We start from the raw sequence: 16,726 nt of genomic DNA, 5'->3' as shown, positions 1-16,726 counted from the left end.
CCTCACCAGGGCAGGTCGGGAGGGGCGGCACCGCGGCGGACCAGCTCGGCGTGCACCTGCTCGACCCGCGCCCGCCGCTCCCCCGCCTGCCGCTGCAGCACCGTCCGGGTGAGCTCCCGGGTGCTCTGCGCCAGCGGCAGCGGGTGCCCGGCCAGCCGCCACGACGGCACCGAGCGGCGGTGCGGCGGGACCAGCGCCAGCAGCTCGGCGGTGGCCTGCACGGACACCGCACCGTGGGCCAGCGCGGTCCCCAGCGCGGCGGTGCCGGCGGCGGCGACGTCGAGCTCCTCGGGCACCGCCAGCGTCGTCGCCAGGTGCTGCCAGTCCCCGCCCCCCAGGCCGGACCCGCGGCTGCCGCGGGCGCCGAGGGCCAGCGGGTCGTCGGGTGCGGCCCGCTCGTCCGGCGGGGCGTCGGCGAAGGTGACCGCGTAGGGCTGCCCGCAGCGGGGGCAGGCGCCGCGCAGCACCGCCCCGGTGCGCTCGGCGTCGGCGACCGGCTCGGCGCCGCCGGGCGGCAGCGCGAGGACCTGCCCGCACCGGTGCGGGCGCGCCTGCAGGAACGCCCACACCTCCCACCCGCTGCGCACCGTCGGGCCGCGTCGCAGCAGCACCTCGGTGGGCCACCGCCGCACCGCGGGGGCGGCGAGCAGCGGCACCGGGAGCAGGGTCAGCGCCAGGAACGCGAAGGGGGCGGCCATCGACGCCTCCACCGGGTTCCCGCGGACCTGCGTCCAGAACACCAGGAACCCGGCGACGGGCACGCAGACGATCCCGGCCACCCGGGAGGGGAACCGCAGGCCGCGGGTGTCACCGAGGTGCACCGCCCGCAGCACCCCCCGCAGGCACAGCGCGGCCAGGCCGAGCAGGATCCCGACCAGCAGCACCGGGACCAGCACCCGGGGGAACAGCCCCGCGTCCGAGGTGACCGCCCGGGCGACGACCAGCACCGCGAGCGCGGCCAGCGCCAGCGGCGTCAGCGCGCCGAGCACCCCGGCGAGCACCAGCGCCGCCGGCGGACGGCGGGACCGCCAGCCGGCGTGCAGCTCCGCCCACCCCGGGCTCGGCCCCTCGGGCGCACCGGCGGCCTGCAGCACCTTGCCGAACTCGTTCGTCGTGGTCACCGGCCGGCTCACCCGTCCAGCCTGCCACCGGGCCGCTAGGGTCGGCCCGATGTCCCCCGCCCCCCTGCCCGGACCGTCCTGGGTGCTGCCCGTCGGCCGGTCCCTGGGGCCGCGCGGGGCCGGCTACGACGTGCTGGCCGGCCGGCAGGTGCACGAGCTGGACCCGATGAGCTGGGTGCTGTGGTCGCTGTGCCACGGCCTGCCCGGCCACCGCGCGCCGTGGACCCTGGCCGACGTCGAGCTGCAGGCGACCGCCTCCGGGCTCGCCGACGCCGTCCCGCTGCTGGACGGCCTGCTCGAGCGGGGCCTGGTCACCCTCGCCGCGCCCGACGACGACGCCGTGCTCACCCGGGTGCGGGCGGTCGTGCAGCTGCCGGCCCTGGGCAACACCGCCGACGACCCCGACACCTTCTCCCTGGGCACCCCCGAGGTGCCGCTGGTGGGCCTGGACCGGGTGACCTACGACGTGGTGACCAGCGCGCACCGCTTCCCCGACCTGGCCGCGGCGGTCGCGTCGGCGGCCGGTCTCTGGTTCCGGGCCGGGGCGCCGGCCCTGGCCGGCGGGGACGCCGCGGCGCTCGGCGCACGGGTGCGGGAGGCGCTGCCGCTGCTGCTCGCGGTCGGCGCGGTCCACCTGGAGCTCGCCCCGGCCGGGACGCCGTCGTGAGCCTCCCGGGCGGCGCCCGCCTGTACCCGGTCGGGCAGCGGCTGGGCGAGCTGCACGAGGACGGCGCGGGCAGCCGCGGGGTCGTCGTGGGTACCGGTGAGCGGGGGGTGCTGGTCGAGGACGGCGACCGTGCCGACGCCTGGGACGCCGCCCACGGGCTGGGGCACCTGGTCCGGCACGTGGCCTGGGACCGCAGCCAGCTGGGCGGGGTCCTCGGCGGGCTGCCGTCGCCGGACCTGGACCGGGTCGTGGCGGACCTCCTCGACCGGGGCCTGGTCGCCGAGGTCGACCCCGGCGACCCCGCCGCCACCGAGCGGTTCCTGGCGACCCACCGCTGGTTCAGCCGGCTCGGCGGGCTCGGCCAGCAGGAGCGGCCCGGCGGGTTCGTCTGCGGGATCGGCGTGCCCGGCGCTCCCCCGGTCCGGGAGGTGTCGCCCCGGGTGTACGAGTTCTGGAGCCTGGCGCCCGAGCTGCCCACCCTGGCCGCCGCCGCGGACTTCCTCGCCGCGTCCGCCGTCGACGACGACGGCGTCGAGCCCGAGGAGACCGACCCGGCGGCGGTGCGGCTGGCGCTGCTGGACTGGCTGCACGACCTGCTCTGCGTCGGCGCCGGCTGGCTGGAGGTCGTCCGGTGAGCCTGCCGGGACCGGGTCTGCTGGCGCTGGGCTGGTGCTACGAGCTGTGGCCCGACCGTGCCGCCGTGCTGGTCGGTCGCCGGCTGCCCGAACCGTGGGACGCCCGGACCCACCGGGTGTGGGCGGCCACCCGCGGTGCGCCCGGGTGGCCCGTCGGGCAGCCCTGGACGCCGGCCGACGTCGCCCGCACCGCCGGGCTGGACGAGGCCGAGGCGGTCGCCGTCCTGGAGCGGCTCGTCGAGCAGGGCGCCGTCGTCGGCGTGGACCCGGCCGACCCGCGCCCGGTGGCCGGCACCCTCACGCTGCTGCCGTTGGCGGAGGGCTGGGGCACCGACCCCGCCGACCCGGCGGTGCACCGGTACGGCCTCGGCGACGTCGAGCTCGCCCGCGTGCCGTGGGTGCTGCACAACGTGCTGGCCCTGGCCCACCGCTGGCCCGACCTCGGCGCGGCGTGCGACGCCGTGGCCGGCTTCGCCCGCGACGCCGGCACGCCGGTGGACGGCGACGGCGACGGCGTGCTGCGCCTGGCGGTCGGTTCGCTGCCCGCGCTGAGCGCGCTGGGCCTGGTCTGCCTGCAACCGGCCGGGGAGGTGTGATGCCCCCCGTCGCGCAGTGGCAGGGGTGGATCCTGCCGGTCGGCCACCCGCTCGGGGAGCACCACGACCCCGCCGGCCATGGTCCGCGCCGCCTCGTGGTGCGGCACGGGTCGTCCGCCGAGGTGCTCACCCCGGAGGACGGCCGCATCTGGTCGCGGGCCCGCGCCGACTCGGTCAGCGGCGCCGGTGCGGGGCGCGTCGCGGAGCGGATCATCGGCCTCGGGGCGCGCCCGGAGGAGGCCGTACCCCGGTTGGTGGACCGGGGCCTGCTCGTGCACGTCGACCCCCGTGACGCCGACGCCGCGCGGGTGTCGGCCACCGTGCGGGCCCGCCCGCTCGGGTCGGCCACCGGCGGCGACCCCGACGGCAGCATGGGCTACGGGCTGCCCGGGCTGCCCCCGCTCACCCGGCTCGCCGGCCAGGACGTCGAGGTGTGGCTGCTGGCCGTCCTCGCCGGCGACCTGCGCAGTGCCGCCGAGGGGCTGGAGCGGGTGTGGGCCGAGGACCTCGGCCGCGAGCCCGACGCCGGCGTGCAGCGGGCCGCGCTGCGCACCGTGTGGGACACCGTCGTGCAGATGACGACGGCGGGGGCCGGCTACCTCGACACGTCCGCCTGACCGGCGGTCACCGCGCCGGGGTGCTCGCCAGCCGGCCGAGCAGCTCGGCCACCGGGGCCAACCGCAGCGCGGACGCCGCGGCCTGCGCCTCCTCCGGCACCAGCGGGGTGGGTCCGACCGTGGTCCGCAGGGTCCCGCCGGGCTCGACGACCGCCGGGATGCGGGCCAGGTCGGGCCGCCCGCCCGGGCCGGGGCGCTCGGCCAGCAGGACCGCGCCCCGCAGCCGGTCGACACCGGCCCCGGGCAGGAGCCTGGCCAGCGCGGTGGCCACGGCGAGCTGCACGGCGGCCGGCACACCCCACCAGAACGACTCGCCGGGCAGCTGCGACAGCACCAGCACCGGCGGCCGCCCGCCGCCCTCGACCCACCGGGCGAGCAGGTGCAGCACCTGGCCACCCGGGGAGGTGACGTCGACGACGACGGCCAGCGTCCGGCCCGCCCCGTCGGGCCACTCCGCCACCAGCACGCCCGCGTCGGCCGGTTCCGGGACGGGGGCCGTCGGCCGGGGCGGGGGCGGGGCGTAGGGGAAGGGCGGCGGGCCGGCTGCCGCGCGCTGGGGCGGACCCTGCGGAGCCGGAGCCTGCGGAGCCGGGGCCTGCGGAGCCGGGGCCTGCGGAGCCGAGGCCTGCGGACCCGGGGTCTGCGGAGCCGGACCCTGCGGAGCCGGGCCCCCGGGTGCGGGTGCGGCCGGTCCGGGCTCGGCCAGCCCGGGCCGGAGGAGGCCGGCGACGCGGGGCAGCGGCTCCTCCTCCTCGGGCCACCAGCCCACCGCGTTGGCGATCTTCGCGACGTGGGCCCAGTCGACGGCACCCTCTCCGCCGACGGCTCGGTCGGCCGCCAGGACGCGGTCCAGCTCAGGGCTGCCGGGGACGTCGCCGGGGCCGATGCCGGCCTCGCGGGCCGCGGCCACCACCCGGGCGATGCCGGCCGGGGCCTCGTCCCGGGGCACCGCCGGCAGGTCCGCGGCGAGCCGGGACAGCGCTGCCCGGTGCGCCGGGTCGCCGGGCCGGGTGCCGTCCAGCACGAGGTCGACCACGGCCCGGGTCTGCGTGCGCATCCACTCCACCAGCCGCGGCACCAGGCCCGCCGGCCGGTGCGGCACGGCCGCCTCCGCCTGCCGCTCGCCGTCCAGTGCCCGGGCGATGTCGCCGGCCTCCGACCGCCGGACGGCGTCCAGGAGACCGTCCCGCCTCGCGCGGGCGCGGCCCAGCTCCACCTCGCGCCGTGCGGTGGCCCGGGCGGCCTCGTGCACCTTCAGCGCGGCCGCGCGGCGTTCCTTCGCCGCGGCCGCCGAGCGATCCGACCAGGCGTCCACCACGCTGCTGGAACCCACCGCGAGGACCGCCGCGGCAGCGGCCGTGACCGCGACCGCCCCGACCTGGGGCAGACCGTCCAGTGCCGTCCAGGTCGCGGGGTCGAACAGCGACCCGGCCTGGTCGGCGAAGGTGGCCTGCCAGGCCAGGACCGCGGTGACGGTGCCGACGACCGGGGCGCTCACGGCGGTGAGGGCCGAGCGCAGCCAGGGCGCGCTGATCGGCCGGTCGGGTGCGACGGCGCCGGCCGGGGCGGGCGCGGTCGGGGGAACGGGTGCCGGGGTGGCCGGGGCCTGCGGCAGCTCGACGACCGGGTCGGCCGGACCCGCCAGCGCGCCCAGGACCCGCTCCGCCACCGTCCGGCGACGCGCCGCGCGGGCCTCCCGCACCGCCGCCACGTCGTCGGCGACCTGCTCGGCGGCCTCGAGGTCGCCCCGGCGCGCGTCGGTGACCGCCCGGGCGTCGGCCAGCTCGGCGTCGAGCACCCCGCGGGCGGCGGCGGGCAGGTCCGCCTTCACCTGCGCGCGTGCCTGCACGGCCTGCTCGACCCGGGTGGCCGCGCCGTGCTGGCGGACCGCGGTGGCCACGGCCGTGGCGACCGGGACCAGCCCCGCCGCGACGAGGGCGAGGGGGCCCACGCCGACGCCGAGCAGCACCCCGGGCAGCGCGGTCATGACCCCGGGCAGGCCGACCCCCCACGCCGCGTTGGCCAGGTGGCTGCGCAGGGAGGGCACCCCGCTGGGCAGGGTGTCCAGCTTCTGCAGGACCGGTTGCAATTCCGGGTCCAGGAGCAGGCGGCGGTGCGGCCAGCCGAGCTCGTCGGGGTCGGTGCCGGTGCCGGTGGGGTCGCTGAGCATCCCGGCGTCCTCGGCCGCGGACCGCAGCCGGGCCAGCTGTGCGGGGGTGACGGCGTCGCCGGCGTCCAGCACCGCCTGCGCTGCGGCTGCCACCTCGGCCAGCCGGTCCTGGTCGACGGGGCCCAGCGCGAGGGGGTCCAGCGGCCCGGTGACCGGTCCCGGCGCCAGCAGCGGCTCGCCGTCGGGTGCGGTGGCGCCGTCCGGTGCGGCCGGCGGGCGGCCGGTCAGCTCGCCCTGCACCCCGGCCAGCCGTTCCTCGACGTCCTGCCGGCTGCGGGCCTCGGCGGCCAGCTCGGCGGCGCCCCGTGCCTGCGCCCAGGCCTGCGACCGGGCCCGCTCGACCGACCGGCGGGCGGCCTCGAGCTCGGCCTTGGTCCCGGCGGCGGAGCGCTGCGCGGCGGCGACCAGCGCGGCCGCCGCCGTGGACGCGAGCGCGCCCCAGGCCAGCGCCGGCGCCAGCGGCAGGGAGACGACGGCCAGCACGGCGACGCCGACCACGGTCGTGCCGGGGCCGGCGAGCGCCTTGCCGACCCAGGCCCGCGTGCTCGGCACCGACGGGGTGCTGCCCGGACCGGCCGGCGGACCGGAGGCGGACGGGGTGGCCCCGCCGGGGGCGGTCGTGACCGGGGGCAGCGTGCGGGCGGGACGGGCCCGCCCGACGGGGGTGTCGTGGCGCGCGGCCAGCTCGGTGCCGTAGGCCTCGGCCTCGGCCGCCAGCCGGGCCAGGGCGGCGTCGAGGACGCCCCGGACGGCGGGGGCCGGGCCGCGTCGGGCGTCGTCCTGCACGGCCAGGCGCGCGGTCAGCCGGGCGTGGACGCGGTCGGCGAGCCCGATGGAGGCCGAGGCCGCGATGCCGACCGCACCCGAGGAGACGGCGGTGGCCAGCTTGCTGAGGTCCCCGCTCAGCCACCCCACGAGGACACCGGGGGCCTGCGCGAGCACGGCGGTCAGCCCGCCCCCGAACACGGCGCGGACGACGGTCGCGACCCGTCCGGCCACGGCCTCGGGCACCCCGGTGTTCCCGAGGAGCTCGTTGACGGTGCGGACGTCGGCCTCGACGTCGGCGGGCAGGCGGGCCAGCCGGACCTCGACGTCCGGGCTGTCGCCGACCACCTGCCCGGTGCCGGTGTCGGCGCGGCCCTGGACCAGGTCCAGCTCGGCGAGCAGCTCCTGCGCCGGCCCGCGGGCCGCCCGCCGGTCGAGGGCGCCCCCCTCGACCAGCCGCTGCCGCAGGTCCGCCAGCCGCCGGGCCTGCTCGGGGGTCAGCTCCCCTGCTCGGCCACCAGGTCCTCGTAGACCTCCTGCGGGGTCCTGCTGCGGTTGGACAGGACCGGCCGGACCTCGCCCCGCCGCACCAGGTAGATCGACCCCCCGCGCGCCTGGGTCACCGGGCAGACCAGCACGGCGTCCTGGAACGGCAGCACCGTCCACTCCTGCTCCGGCGCTGGCGTCGGGGCGCGTGACAGCCAATCCCGGACCAGCTCGACCGCCGTCTCCTCCGTCGTCCGCTCCTGGTCGGCCAAGGCCCACCGCCTCCCACGCGCCGCCCGGTGGCCGGGCGATCGCCTCGATGTTCCAGATGGTGTCGCGGTAGGACGGCGGCCAGCGGCCGATCGAGCCGTCCTGGCCGTCCACCCACAGCAGCCCGTCGGGGCCGACGACGGCGTTGAACCAGTGCCCGCCCAGCGGACCGCGGGGCAGACCGGTGGCGTGCCAGTCCACGCCGACGACCGCGACGGTGCCCACCGGACGACCCTCCAGCGCCCGGGCCACGGCGTCCCACGCATCGCGGGTGAAGGCCGTGGTGTCGTCGACCGGCGGTGGTCCGTCCGTCCCCGGCTCGGCCACCGGGGTCGGGGCGACCAGCCCGTCGCCGGGACCGGGCCGCACCCCGGCCCAGGCCCACATCTCCGCGCCCTCCCCGCGGTGGGTGTCCCCCCGGGCCGGGGTGGCCCCCAGCCCCTGGACGGCGTCGGCCACCCGCCGCGAGACGTCGCCGCAGTTGTTGGTCCAGTCGCCGGCCTCGGGGGAGGTCGGCGGGAGGTCGTGGAACTGCGGGTTGACCTGGGCCAGCCACGCCGCGAGGTCGCCGCCCGAGGCGCGGACGGCGTCCCGCAGCCGCTCCGCCGTGCCGGCCGGGGGCTCGGTGTACCGGCCGGCCTCCACGACCTGCCGCGGCACCCCGGTCTCGTCCTGGCCGGGCTGCCACGTGGAGGTGGTCGGCAGTTCCTGGGCGAGGGGCGCGCCGTCGGGGCCGGTGCCGACCTGCACGCAGGCGACCGACCCGGTGCGCAGCCCGTCGGCCAGCTCCTGCGCCAGGGTGCCGTGGGCGGGGTCCTGCGCGAGGGCCCGGGCGACCTGGCCGAGGGCGGCGTCGGCGTCGACCGGGCCGCCGGGGCCGACGACGGCCAGCCGCGGACCGACCCGGACGACGTCGTGCCCGGCGGCGCGGGCGACGACCTCCGGGGCCACCCCGGACGCCGCGCCGAGGGCATCGGCGACGGCCGTCAGGAGGCCGGGCTGCGCTCCTGCGTCTCCTGCACCACCTCGGACGCCGGCACCGTCGTGGTGAACACCCCCGGTTCGCGCTGGGTCAGACCCAGGCTCTCCGCCTCCTGCTGGTCGTGCCCCAGGTAGCCCAGGTGCACCTGGTCCGCCGTCCGGCCCAGCACCTGGAACCTGGCTCCCCGCCAGGTCGCCGTCGTGGTCAGCCGGAAGACCTCGACCTCCGTCAACGGGACCTCCCGCTGGTAGCCCCGACCCGGGTTCCGCGGGGTGAAGCCCTCCTCCGGCTCGCGGCTGAGCAGCACCGCCGTCGTCGGTGAGCGGACCGCCCCCGTCCAGGTCCGACCGGCCCACACCAGGTACAGGCCGTCCGGGGTCCGGGGAGTCGTTTCGGGCACGGGGTCCTCCTGGGGTGGTCGGGCCGGTGGCCGGGGGTGCGGTGTCGCCGCTCGTGGCCCACGCCGTCGCCGCGGCGGTGGGGTACCACGCGCCCTGCGACGGGTCGTCGACGTCCTGGGCGTAGACGGCCAGCAGGGTCTCGCCGCCCTGCGGGTCCAGCGCCCAGATCTCCGCGCCGTCGGGCAGCGGACGGAAACTGCTGTCCTCGAACTCCGGCACCGGGTTCACCGGGTCCTCGGTGAACCCGGTGCCGGTGAACGGGCTGGCGTAGTTCGCCGGCCCGCCCAGCTGCCGGCCGTAGGGCACCGTGAAGCCGGACGTGCCGTCGTCGGCGTACCGCAGGACCGCGACCGACGGGTCGGACGGGTCGTACGGGGGGCGGCCCTCGCGGCCGACGTAGCCGGGGTCGGTGTAGTCCAGCCGGAGCCCCTGCTGCACGTCGGCCGGGGTGTCCAGGCCGAGCACGTCCACCGCCCGGGCGGTGAACCCCTTCGTCGTCGTCGGGGAGAAGATGCCCGGCACGTCGTTGCCGGTCAGGTAGTTGCGCAGGGTCTCGGGGGTGAGGGCCTTCTGCATCACCTCACCGGGGCCGGTGGTCACGCCGTCGCGCACCGCCCGGATGGCGTCGACCTGCTGCTGGGTGAGCGGGGTGCTCGCCGGGCTGCCGGCGGCGGCGGTGAACTCGGCCTCGGTCATCCCCGGCGGGAGGGCGTCCGCCAGGCCCTCGCGCCAGCCGCCGGTGTCGGGCAGCTGCGCGCGGCCCAGCTGCGGCTGCACGACGGAGCCGTCGGCCAGCTCCACCGTGCCGTCCGGCCGGGCGTTCCTCGGTGCCGGCCAGCCGGCGTCGTTCAGTCCGTCGGGCCGACCAGGACCGTCCCCGCCGTCACCAGGTCCGCGTCCTCCGGGTGCAGGAAGATCCCCAGCAGCTCGCCGTCCTCCGTCGAGCTGGAGTGCATCTCCCTCGACCGGATCCGGACCACCGTGGCCGTCCCCTCGACCTGCAGGGTCGACGCGGAGAAGGGGATCTCCCCGTCCTCCAGCCAACCCAGCGCCGCCGGTCCCCTCCCCGTCAGCTCGTAGGTCCGCTGGACCCGGTAGCGCACGCCCATCTCCACCCCTCCGGTAGCTCTCCCAGGCCGCCTGCTCGACGGCATCCGCCTCCTGCTCCAGGGCAGCCGTGTTGCTGTCCACGACCTGTCCGGCCAGCCACTGCTCGACGTGGACCGCCTCGTGCGCGACGGTCTTGACCAGGGTCTCGATGTCCGCGAAGGCCGACGGGGCGAGCACGACCACCGGCCGACCGTCCGCGCCGGCATTGGTGGAGCCGAACGCTCGCCTGCCGTCGTAGTAGGCCACGTCGTCCGGCGTCGTCCCCAGTACGACGTCGGCTCGCCCCAGGTCGATCCCCAAAGCCGAGGCGACCTCGTGCACGCTCTGCAGCGAGATCTCGACCTGTGCGCCACCGGCGAGCGCATCGGCGCTGGTCATCATGCCGTCCCGGCCGCTGCTGTGCAGCCCGTCGGTCCGGGGTGCTCCCCCCGCCGCTCCGGCTAGGCCGTCGCTGCGTCCGCCGGGCCGACCAGGACCATCCCCGCCGTCACCAGGTGCGCGTCCTCCGGGTGGACCTCCAGCCCGATCACCGGGCCCTCCGGCGTCTCCCGTCGGTGGACGTCCACGAAGGAGATCCGGACGGACCTGCTCGTGCCCTCCACGGTCAGGACGTCCCCGTTGCTGATCTGCCCCGCGGTCAGCAGACCCGTCAGCACCGGTCCCCGGCCCGGGATCGCGAACCTGTCCTGCACCAGGAACCGCACCGTCACCGACGCTCTGCGCGCCACGGGCCTCCTGCTCCCGGCTGCCCCCATGGTCAGCGGTCTCCCTCCTCGCCGGTGAACCCTTCCGCTGCAGGAGGTCGCCTGCACGGCCGTTCGGCTCGCCCGTCGTGCCGGTGTGCGAGATCGCGGCGTCGCGTGCGCCCATCTGTCCCGTGCGGTCGGGGGGCCGTGGGTCGGTCAGTGCTGCACGACGCCCCGCTCCGGCCACGTCCCCGTCGCTCGCAGCCTCCTGATGACCGCTCGGACCACCATCGGCATCTGCGCGTGGTCCCCGCCCACCGTCGGCCACGCCGTCGGATCCCGAGGATCGAGCACCACCCTGCTCGAGAGGTCCTCCTCGCTGGGCCCCCAGCGGTACTCCACCGCCTCGGGCGTCTGCTCCCCCCGCCTGTACAGCAGGTACACCGCCATCGGTCTGCTCCAGCCCTTCCGTGGTCTCACCGGTGCGGACTGTCCTGCCGGTCTCGTCCGACGGACCCGCTTGCTCGCGTGCTCCGTCCGACGGGCCTGCGGTAGGTGCCCGGTCCGACATCGACGGCGTCGCGGACACGTTCGACAGTGCGCTCGGTCCGGTCAGGCCCGTCGAGGCCGTGGCGCTCGTCGGCGAGGCAGAGGTCGGCGTCCCCGACAACGGCGTGACCGAGGACGGCGTGCTCGTCGACGGCGTGCTCGTCGACGGCGTGCTCGGCGAGGCAGAGGTCGGCGTCCCCGACGACGGCGTCCCCGACGACGGCGTGCTCGGCGAGGCAGAGGTCGGCGTGCTCGACGAGGGCGTGCTCGTCGAAGGCGTGCTCGTCGAAGGCGTGCTCGGCGAGGCAGAGGTCGGCGTCCCCGACGACGGCGTCCCCGCCGACGGCGTGCTCGGCGAGGCAGAGGTCGGCGTGCTCGACGAGGGCGTGCTTGTCGACGGCATGCTCGTCGAAGGCGTGCTCGGCGAGGCAGAGGTCGGCGTCCCCGACGACGGCGTCCCCGACGACGGCGTACCCGGCGAGGCACTGGTCGGCGTCCCCGACGACGGCGTACCCGACGACGGCGTACCCGACGACGGCGTACCTGGCGAGGCACTGGTCGGCGTCCCCGACGACGGCGTGCCCGAGGACGGCGTGCCCGAAGACGGCGAGCCCGACCCGGCGGCGCCGGGTGCCGCCGAGGACGTACCCGCGGCCGGGCTCCCGGAGGAGGAGGCCGGGGTGCCGGAGCTGCCCGCCGTCGCCCCGCCCGAGCTCCCGGCACCCGGCGACGACGCCGACGAGGCCGACGACGCCGACGACGAACCAGAACCCCCGGCGGCCGGCGCGCCGCCGGTCGCCGTCGACCCGGCGCCCGACGGTGCGCCGGCGCCCGCCGTCCCCGCGCCGGTGGCCGGGTTGCCCACCCCGCTGCCGGCCGCGCCCGGGTTGCCCAGGAACGGGGTGCCGTCGGCACCGACGGAGTTGGCGTAGTCGGCGTGCGCCTGCTGCGACGCGACGTCGACCGGCAGACCCGCCGACGCGTTCTGCGCGGAGGCCATGCCCTCGGCCATCGTGTCGATCGGGCTCCGCACGGCGGAGGCGACCTCGGGGCTGAACGGGCTGATCGTCCCCGCGCGCCCGACACCGGCGGCCGCGGCGCCGAGGCCCGCGGAGAAGTCGACCGAGAAGTCGCCGGTGAACACGCCGTTGCCGACCGCGCTGGCCAGCGGGGAGGTGATGCCGTTGGTGACGCCGGCCTGCACGGCCGTCCCGGGCCACCGCTTGATGGGCGCGGTGAGCGGGTTGCCGTTCGCCCCGACCCGGCCCAGGTGCGAGATGCCGGGGACCCGGCTGACCATGCCGCCCACGCCCATCCCGATGACGCCGCCGGCGGCGCCGGCGACCGCCGAGATGCCCAGCTGCTGCAGGTCGAAGCCGTCGCGGGTCCCGGTGGCCACCTGGTAGCCCTGCGAGATGGCGTCGATGGCGACCTCCTCCGCCACCTCCTCCGCCACCTCGCGCGCCAGGCGCTGGGTGAGGGTGCGCTGCGCGACCCGGGTGCCCAGCTGGGTGGCCGCGCGGGTCATCACCTGCTGGGCGACCTTCTTGCCGGCCAGGCTCAGCAGCTGCTGGATGATCCGCCGCGCGGCCTCCCGCAGCGCCATGCCGATGGGTCCGAGGGCGACCGTCGAGGTGCCGAAGGTGAAGAACGCGGCCAGGACGGCGATGAAGGCCGAGATCAGCGCGACGTAGAAGGCGACGTTGACCGAGATCTTGGCGTACTGGACCTGCACGCCCATCGCGTGCGACTGCTGCGACAGGGCCCCCGCCTGGCCGAGCATCTTCGCGATGCTGTCGCCCTCCTCGGCGTACAGCGTCTTCTGCACCCGGTCCAGGAAGGCCTGGGTCGCCGGGCTGGACCACCCGGCGAGGAGGTTCTCGACCGCCCCGGACTCCTCGCCCAGCGCGGTGTCGAGGGCATCGGCGAGGGACTGCCAGTGCTCGGCGAGCTCCCACAGCTTCGACTCGCTGCCCTTGGGCCACTCCTGCCCGGACGACACGTAGGAGAGCAGCTCGCTGGCCCAGTCGGGCAGGCCGAGGAACTCCCAGGCCGGCTCGATGTCGCCGCTCATCCCACCCCCCGTCTGCGCGTCGTCACCGGTGCGGGGAGTCTGCCAGCCCGGCCGTGGCCGGGCCGGTCACCCGCTCAGAGCCCCTTGACGTCCACGTCGACCTGGCCGGCCTGGACCTCGTCGGAGGCCAGCGAGTTCTGCACGGCGGTGCGGACGTCGGGGCCGAACTTCCCGACGTCGGTGACGGCGGCCTGGCCCTTGGCGCCGACCTCGGTGCCGCCGGACTCGGTGTAGGCGCGCTGGAACTCCTCGCCCGGCCCGTCGGTGCCCCAGGTGCCGGCGTTGTTCAGGCCCTCGATCGCGGAGATCGCGTCGGTCCAGGAGCTCTCCAGCTTCGAGGCCGTGGCGTCCATCTGCGCCGTCGCGTTCGCCACCTGCTGGGGGTCGATCTCGACGTTGCTCTGCCCGCCCGATCCGCTCACGACCAGCCCCTCCCGCTCATCTGCTGCTGCATGCCGTCGACGACGGCGTCGGTGTCACCGCTGATGTGCGCCTGCATGACCTCGCGGGGCACCAGCGACTGGAAGACGTCGAGGACCTGCTCCTGCGCCTGCGCGGCGGCGGCGTGGACGGTCTCGGTGATGGTGTCGGCCAGCTCCCGGGCATCGGGACGGCGGAAGACCCGCGGGTCGATGTCGAGCTGCACCAGCTCGCCCCGGGCGCCGACGGTGACGGTGACCAGGCCGTCGTCGGAGGTCTTCGTGACCTGCACGGCCTTGGCCCGCGCCGCGACGGCGGGACCCTCGGTGGCCAGCTTCTCCGCGGTGCCGCGCAGGCTCTCCGCGAGCGCGGCGAGGCCCGCGGTGTCGGGGCGGTCGGCGGCGGTCACGACGACCTCCTTCCACGGCTGCGGGCACGGACGACGGGACGAGGATACGGACCGGAGGTGTCCCGGTCACCTGGACGACGGATGTGCGGACCCGCCGGACTCGGTAGACTCCCGCCCGACCGACGGCCCGCAGCGCCCCCGCCGACGAGAACGCCCCGGGAGACCACCGTGTCCGGAACCAACGCGCGCATCGAGAGCATCAGCGACTTCGCCTCGCAGGTGCAGCCCCTCGCCGGCGAGTTCGCCGAGGCGGCCAGCACCGAGCTGGGCACGATCGCCCAGGCCAGGATCGGGGCCTCGGGCACCTCGGAGGGCGGCGGCGCCCTGCAGTCGCACATGATCGCCGGGCAGCTGGTCGCGATGCTCAACAACGACGCGACCCTCGGTGTGATGGCGCTGGCGACGGGCGCGCAGACCATCGCGGTGAACTACCTGACCGCCGACGCCCAGCAGCAGGACGAGATGGACGTCGTCAACGGCGCGTTCATGCCGGCGCCGGGCAAGGGCATGCAGTCCGCCATCGCCGAGCAGCAGGCGGCCGCCGAGCGCGGCGACGCCGACGACGCCCCGGGTGTGGCCGTCGACGGGTCCGACGTGGAGCTGCCCGAGGCGACCACCGAGGGCCCGGCCGAGCCGTCCCAGTCCTCGCAGGACACCGACCGGGTGTCGGAGAACCAGCAGGCCTACGGCGAGGACGAGAACAAGTACGACGGCGTCGGCACCCCCGACCTGCAGACCGAGGGCCCCCCGGTCTACACCTCGGGCACCGACTACACGGCGTGAGCGAGGCCAACTTCGGCTTCGCCGAGGACGGGCACGCGCACGTCGGCCCCGACGGCGGTTACCACCTCCCGGACGCCCCCGAGCGCCCCGACGTCCGGCTCGACCCCGCGTCGGCCCAGATCGACGAGATCTGGCTCAACATGCAGCAGGAGGAGCCGGAGACGATCACGGCCGCGGCAGCGGCCTGGGGTCGCCTGGCCACGCGTCTGCAGGACCTCTCCGACCGGCTCACCACCAAGGGCAAGGCCCTGGCCGCCGACTGGGACTCCGAGGCCGCCGAGCGCTTCCTCCTCCACGTCGGTGCCACCACCTACTCGCTCAACGAGTGGCACCAGGCGGCGGTGGACAACAAGACCGCCCTCGAGGTGCTCGGGCAGGAGATCGCCGAGCACCAGACGGCGATGAACTCCCTCTACGAGGAGTACGAGCGCGAGGCGCAGAAGCTGCAGGAGCAGGACGACGCCGGGTGGGGCAACCTCAACCCGGTCGAGATGTACCGCGACGTGACCGACGTCGTCGGCTACCACCGCTCGGGGAACCTGAAGGCCCAGTACAACGAGCGGGCCCGCGCCCTGATGAACCAGGTCGCCGACAGCTACTCCAACGCCCAGATCGGCATCCGGTCGGGCAACCGGTTCATGGGGCCCCGGGACGCGACCATGCCCACGCCGGGCCAGCCCGGTGGTCCGGGCGCACCCGGAGCCCCCGGTGCGCCAGGCGCCCCCGGTGCGCCAGGCGGTGCGCCGCCGAGCGCCCCCACCGGGCAGCCGCCGACCGCGCCCCAGGGCCCGCGACCCGAGGCCGTGCTGGTCGGCGTCCCGGTGCTGACGCTCCCGACCACCCTCCCGACGCCGGTGGCGCCGCCGGCGCCGTCGGTCCTGCCCGGTCCGGCCCCCCAGGCGCCCGTCCTGCCCGACGGCGCCACGGGGACGACCCCGGAGCCTCCCCCGCAGCTGCCCGGCGGGCTCGCCGGCGCCGCCGGGCTCACCGGCGCTGCCGGTCTGGCCGGCGCGGCCGGGCTGGCCGGTGTCCGTGGTACGCCCCCCTCGGCCCCGCGAGGGTCTCTCGGCGGCGCCCCCACCGCCCCGGCCGCACCGCGCGGTGCGGCACCGCAGGCCCCGGCCGGTGCCCCCGGCGCCCGGCCCGCGGCACCCGGCGCCCCCGGTGGACTCGGTGGCCGGACGGCCCCCGCGGCACCCACGGGCCGGCCCGGTGCCGGCGGCGGGGCACCCCAGCTCGGCGGGCGGCAGAGCCCGTCGGCACCCGGCGCCCCCGGGGCCGGCGGCCAGGGCCGCCCCGGTGCGCCCGCCTCCCCCGGGCACGCCGGCTCGGCGCGTCCCGGTGCACCCGAGGCACCCGGCACGGGCCGCCCCGGAGCCCCCGGCGCACCCGGGTCCGGTCGGCCCGGAGCCCCGGCCCGGCCCAGCGGTCCCGGCGGCGCCGCCCTCCCCGGACGCAGCGCCCCGACCCGGCCGGGCACCCCGGGCACGGGTGCCCCGGCCGGCCCCGGCGCACCCGGCGGGGCCGCCCGGCCGCTGCTGGGGGCCCGCACCCCACCCACCGGCGCCCGCCCGGCCGCCCCCGGCGGCGTCGCCGGCCCCGGCGCCGGCGGGCTGCCCGGCGCGGGCGGCCTGGCCGGTCGCGGCCGCACCGGCCGTCCCACCACGCCCGAGTCGGGGACCACCGGCCGGACGGCGATCAGCCGCGGCCTGGACGGGCGCGGCGTACCGTCCGCCCGTCCCGGCACCCCCGGCGAGATCGGCGGCGGCCGCCCCGTGGCCGGCGGTGGCCGTCCCTCCACCGGCGCACCGGTCGCCGGGCGGGGGCGGGGGAAGGACCGCGACGAGGAGAAGGTGCAGCGCCCCGGGTTCGTCGGCGACGCCGAGCTGTTCGACGTCGACGACGCCACGCCGCACGTGGTGGAGCGCCCGAAGGAACGGACCCGGCCCGAGCGCTCCGGCCCGGCCCTGGGCCGCGGCTGACCG

10 protein-coding genes are annotated in these 16,726 nt (G+C 77.7%); 6 read left to right on the top strand and 4 right to left on the bottom strand.

The window, feature by feature from the left end:
• Positions 1 to 2: 2 nt before the first annotated feature.
• Positions 3 to 1,133, bottom strand: coding sequence for a hypothetical protein (locus BM158_RS21465; RefSeq protein ID WP_091554925.1), 1,131 nt, complete (start codon positions 1,131 to 1,133; stop codon positions 3 to 5).
• A 37-nt stretch (positions 1,134 to 1,170) separates the two neighbouring features.
• Between BM158_RS21465 and BM158_RS04095 the strand changes: the two genes are divergently transcribed.
• Genes BM158_RS04095 through BM158_RS04080 form a run of 4 tightly spaced genes read left to right on the top strand, consistent with a single transcriptional unit; the run spans position 1,171 to position 3,636 of the window.
• Complete coding sequence (locus BM158_RS04095) at positions 1,171 to 1,788, top strand: hypothetical protein (protein ID WP_091554923.1); 618 nt, start codon at positions 1,171 to 1,173, stop codon at positions 1,786 to 1,788.
• Complete coding sequence (locus BM158_RS04090) at positions 1,785 to 2,423, top strand: hypothetical protein (protein ID WP_091554921.1); 639 nt, start codon at positions 1,785 to 1,787, stop codon at positions 2,421 to 2,423. The genes BM158_RS04095 and BM158_RS04090 overlap by 4 nt, the downstream gene beginning before the upstream one ends.
• Positions 2,420 to 3,019 (top strand): hypothetical protein, encoded by a 600-nt coding sequence (locus BM158_RS04085; protein ID WP_091554919.1) that lies wholly within the window; start codon positions 2,420 to 2,422, stop codon positions 3,017 to 3,019. The genes BM158_RS04090 and BM158_RS04085 overlap by 4 nt, the downstream gene beginning before the upstream one ends.
• Complete coding sequence (locus BM158_RS04080; RefSeq protein ID WP_091554917.1) at positions 3,019 to 3,636, top strand: hypothetical protein; 618 nt, start codon at positions 3,019 to 3,021, stop codon at positions 3,634 to 3,636. The genes BM158_RS04085 and BM158_RS04080 overlap by 1 nt, the downstream gene beginning before the upstream one ends.
• Before the next feature lie 7 nt (positions 3,637 to 3,643).
• Here the strand turns inward: BM158_RS04080 and BM158_RS22935 are convergent, their stop codons facing one another.
• The 3 genes from BM158_RS22935 to BM158_RS04025 form a co-directional block, all read right to left on the bottom strand.
• Complete coding sequence (locus BM158_RS22935) at positions 3,644 to 13,129, bottom strand: WXG100-like domain-containing protein (protein ID WP_479723821.1); 9,486 nt, start codon at positions 13,127 to 13,129, stop codon at positions 3,644 to 3,646.
• Between the two features lie 74 nt (positions 13,130 to 13,203).
• Positions 13,204 to 13,551: a hypothetical protein gene (locus BM158_RS04030; protein WP_091554896.1), complete on the bottom strand. Its 348-nt coding sequence runs from the start codon at positions 13,549 to 13,551 to the stop codon at positions 13,204 to 13,206.
• Positions 13,548 to 13,958 (bottom strand): YbaB/EbfC family nucleoid-associated protein, encoded by a 411-nt coding sequence (locus BM158_RS04025; protein ID WP_091554894.1) that lies wholly within the window; start codon positions 13,956 to 13,958, stop codon positions 13,548 to 13,550. Before BM158_RS04025 ends, BM158_RS04030 begins: the two co-directional genes overlap by 4 nt.
• A 168-nt stretch (positions 13,959 to 14,126) precedes the next feature.
• On the opposite strand from BM158_RS04025, the gene BM158_RS04020 reads away from it, so the two are divergent.
• Positions 14,127 to 14,741, top strand: a complete 615-nt coding sequence (locus tag BM158_RS04020; RefSeq protein WP_091554892.1) for a hypothetical protein — start codon at positions 14,127 to 14,129, stop codon at positions 14,739 to 14,741.
• Positions 14,738 to 16,723, top strand: a complete 1,986-nt coding sequence (locus tag BM158_RS04015; protein ID WP_091554890.1) for a WXG100 family type VII secretion target — start codon at positions 14,738 to 14,740, stop codon at positions 16,721 to 16,723. The genes BM158_RS04020 and BM158_RS04015 overlap by 4 nt, the downstream gene beginning before the upstream one ends.
• The last annotated feature ends 3 nt before the right edge of the window (positions 16,724 to 16,726 follow it).

The sequence above is a fragment of the Klenkia taihuensis genome (assembly GCF_900112525.1).
In the GTDB taxonomy this organism is placed as follows: Bacteria; Actinomycetota; Actinomycetes; order Mycobacteriales; family Geodermatophilaceae; genus Klenkia; species Klenkia taihuensis.
Note: the sequence above shows the minus strand (reverse complement) of the source record. Positions and strands in the feature narration are given on the sequence as shown.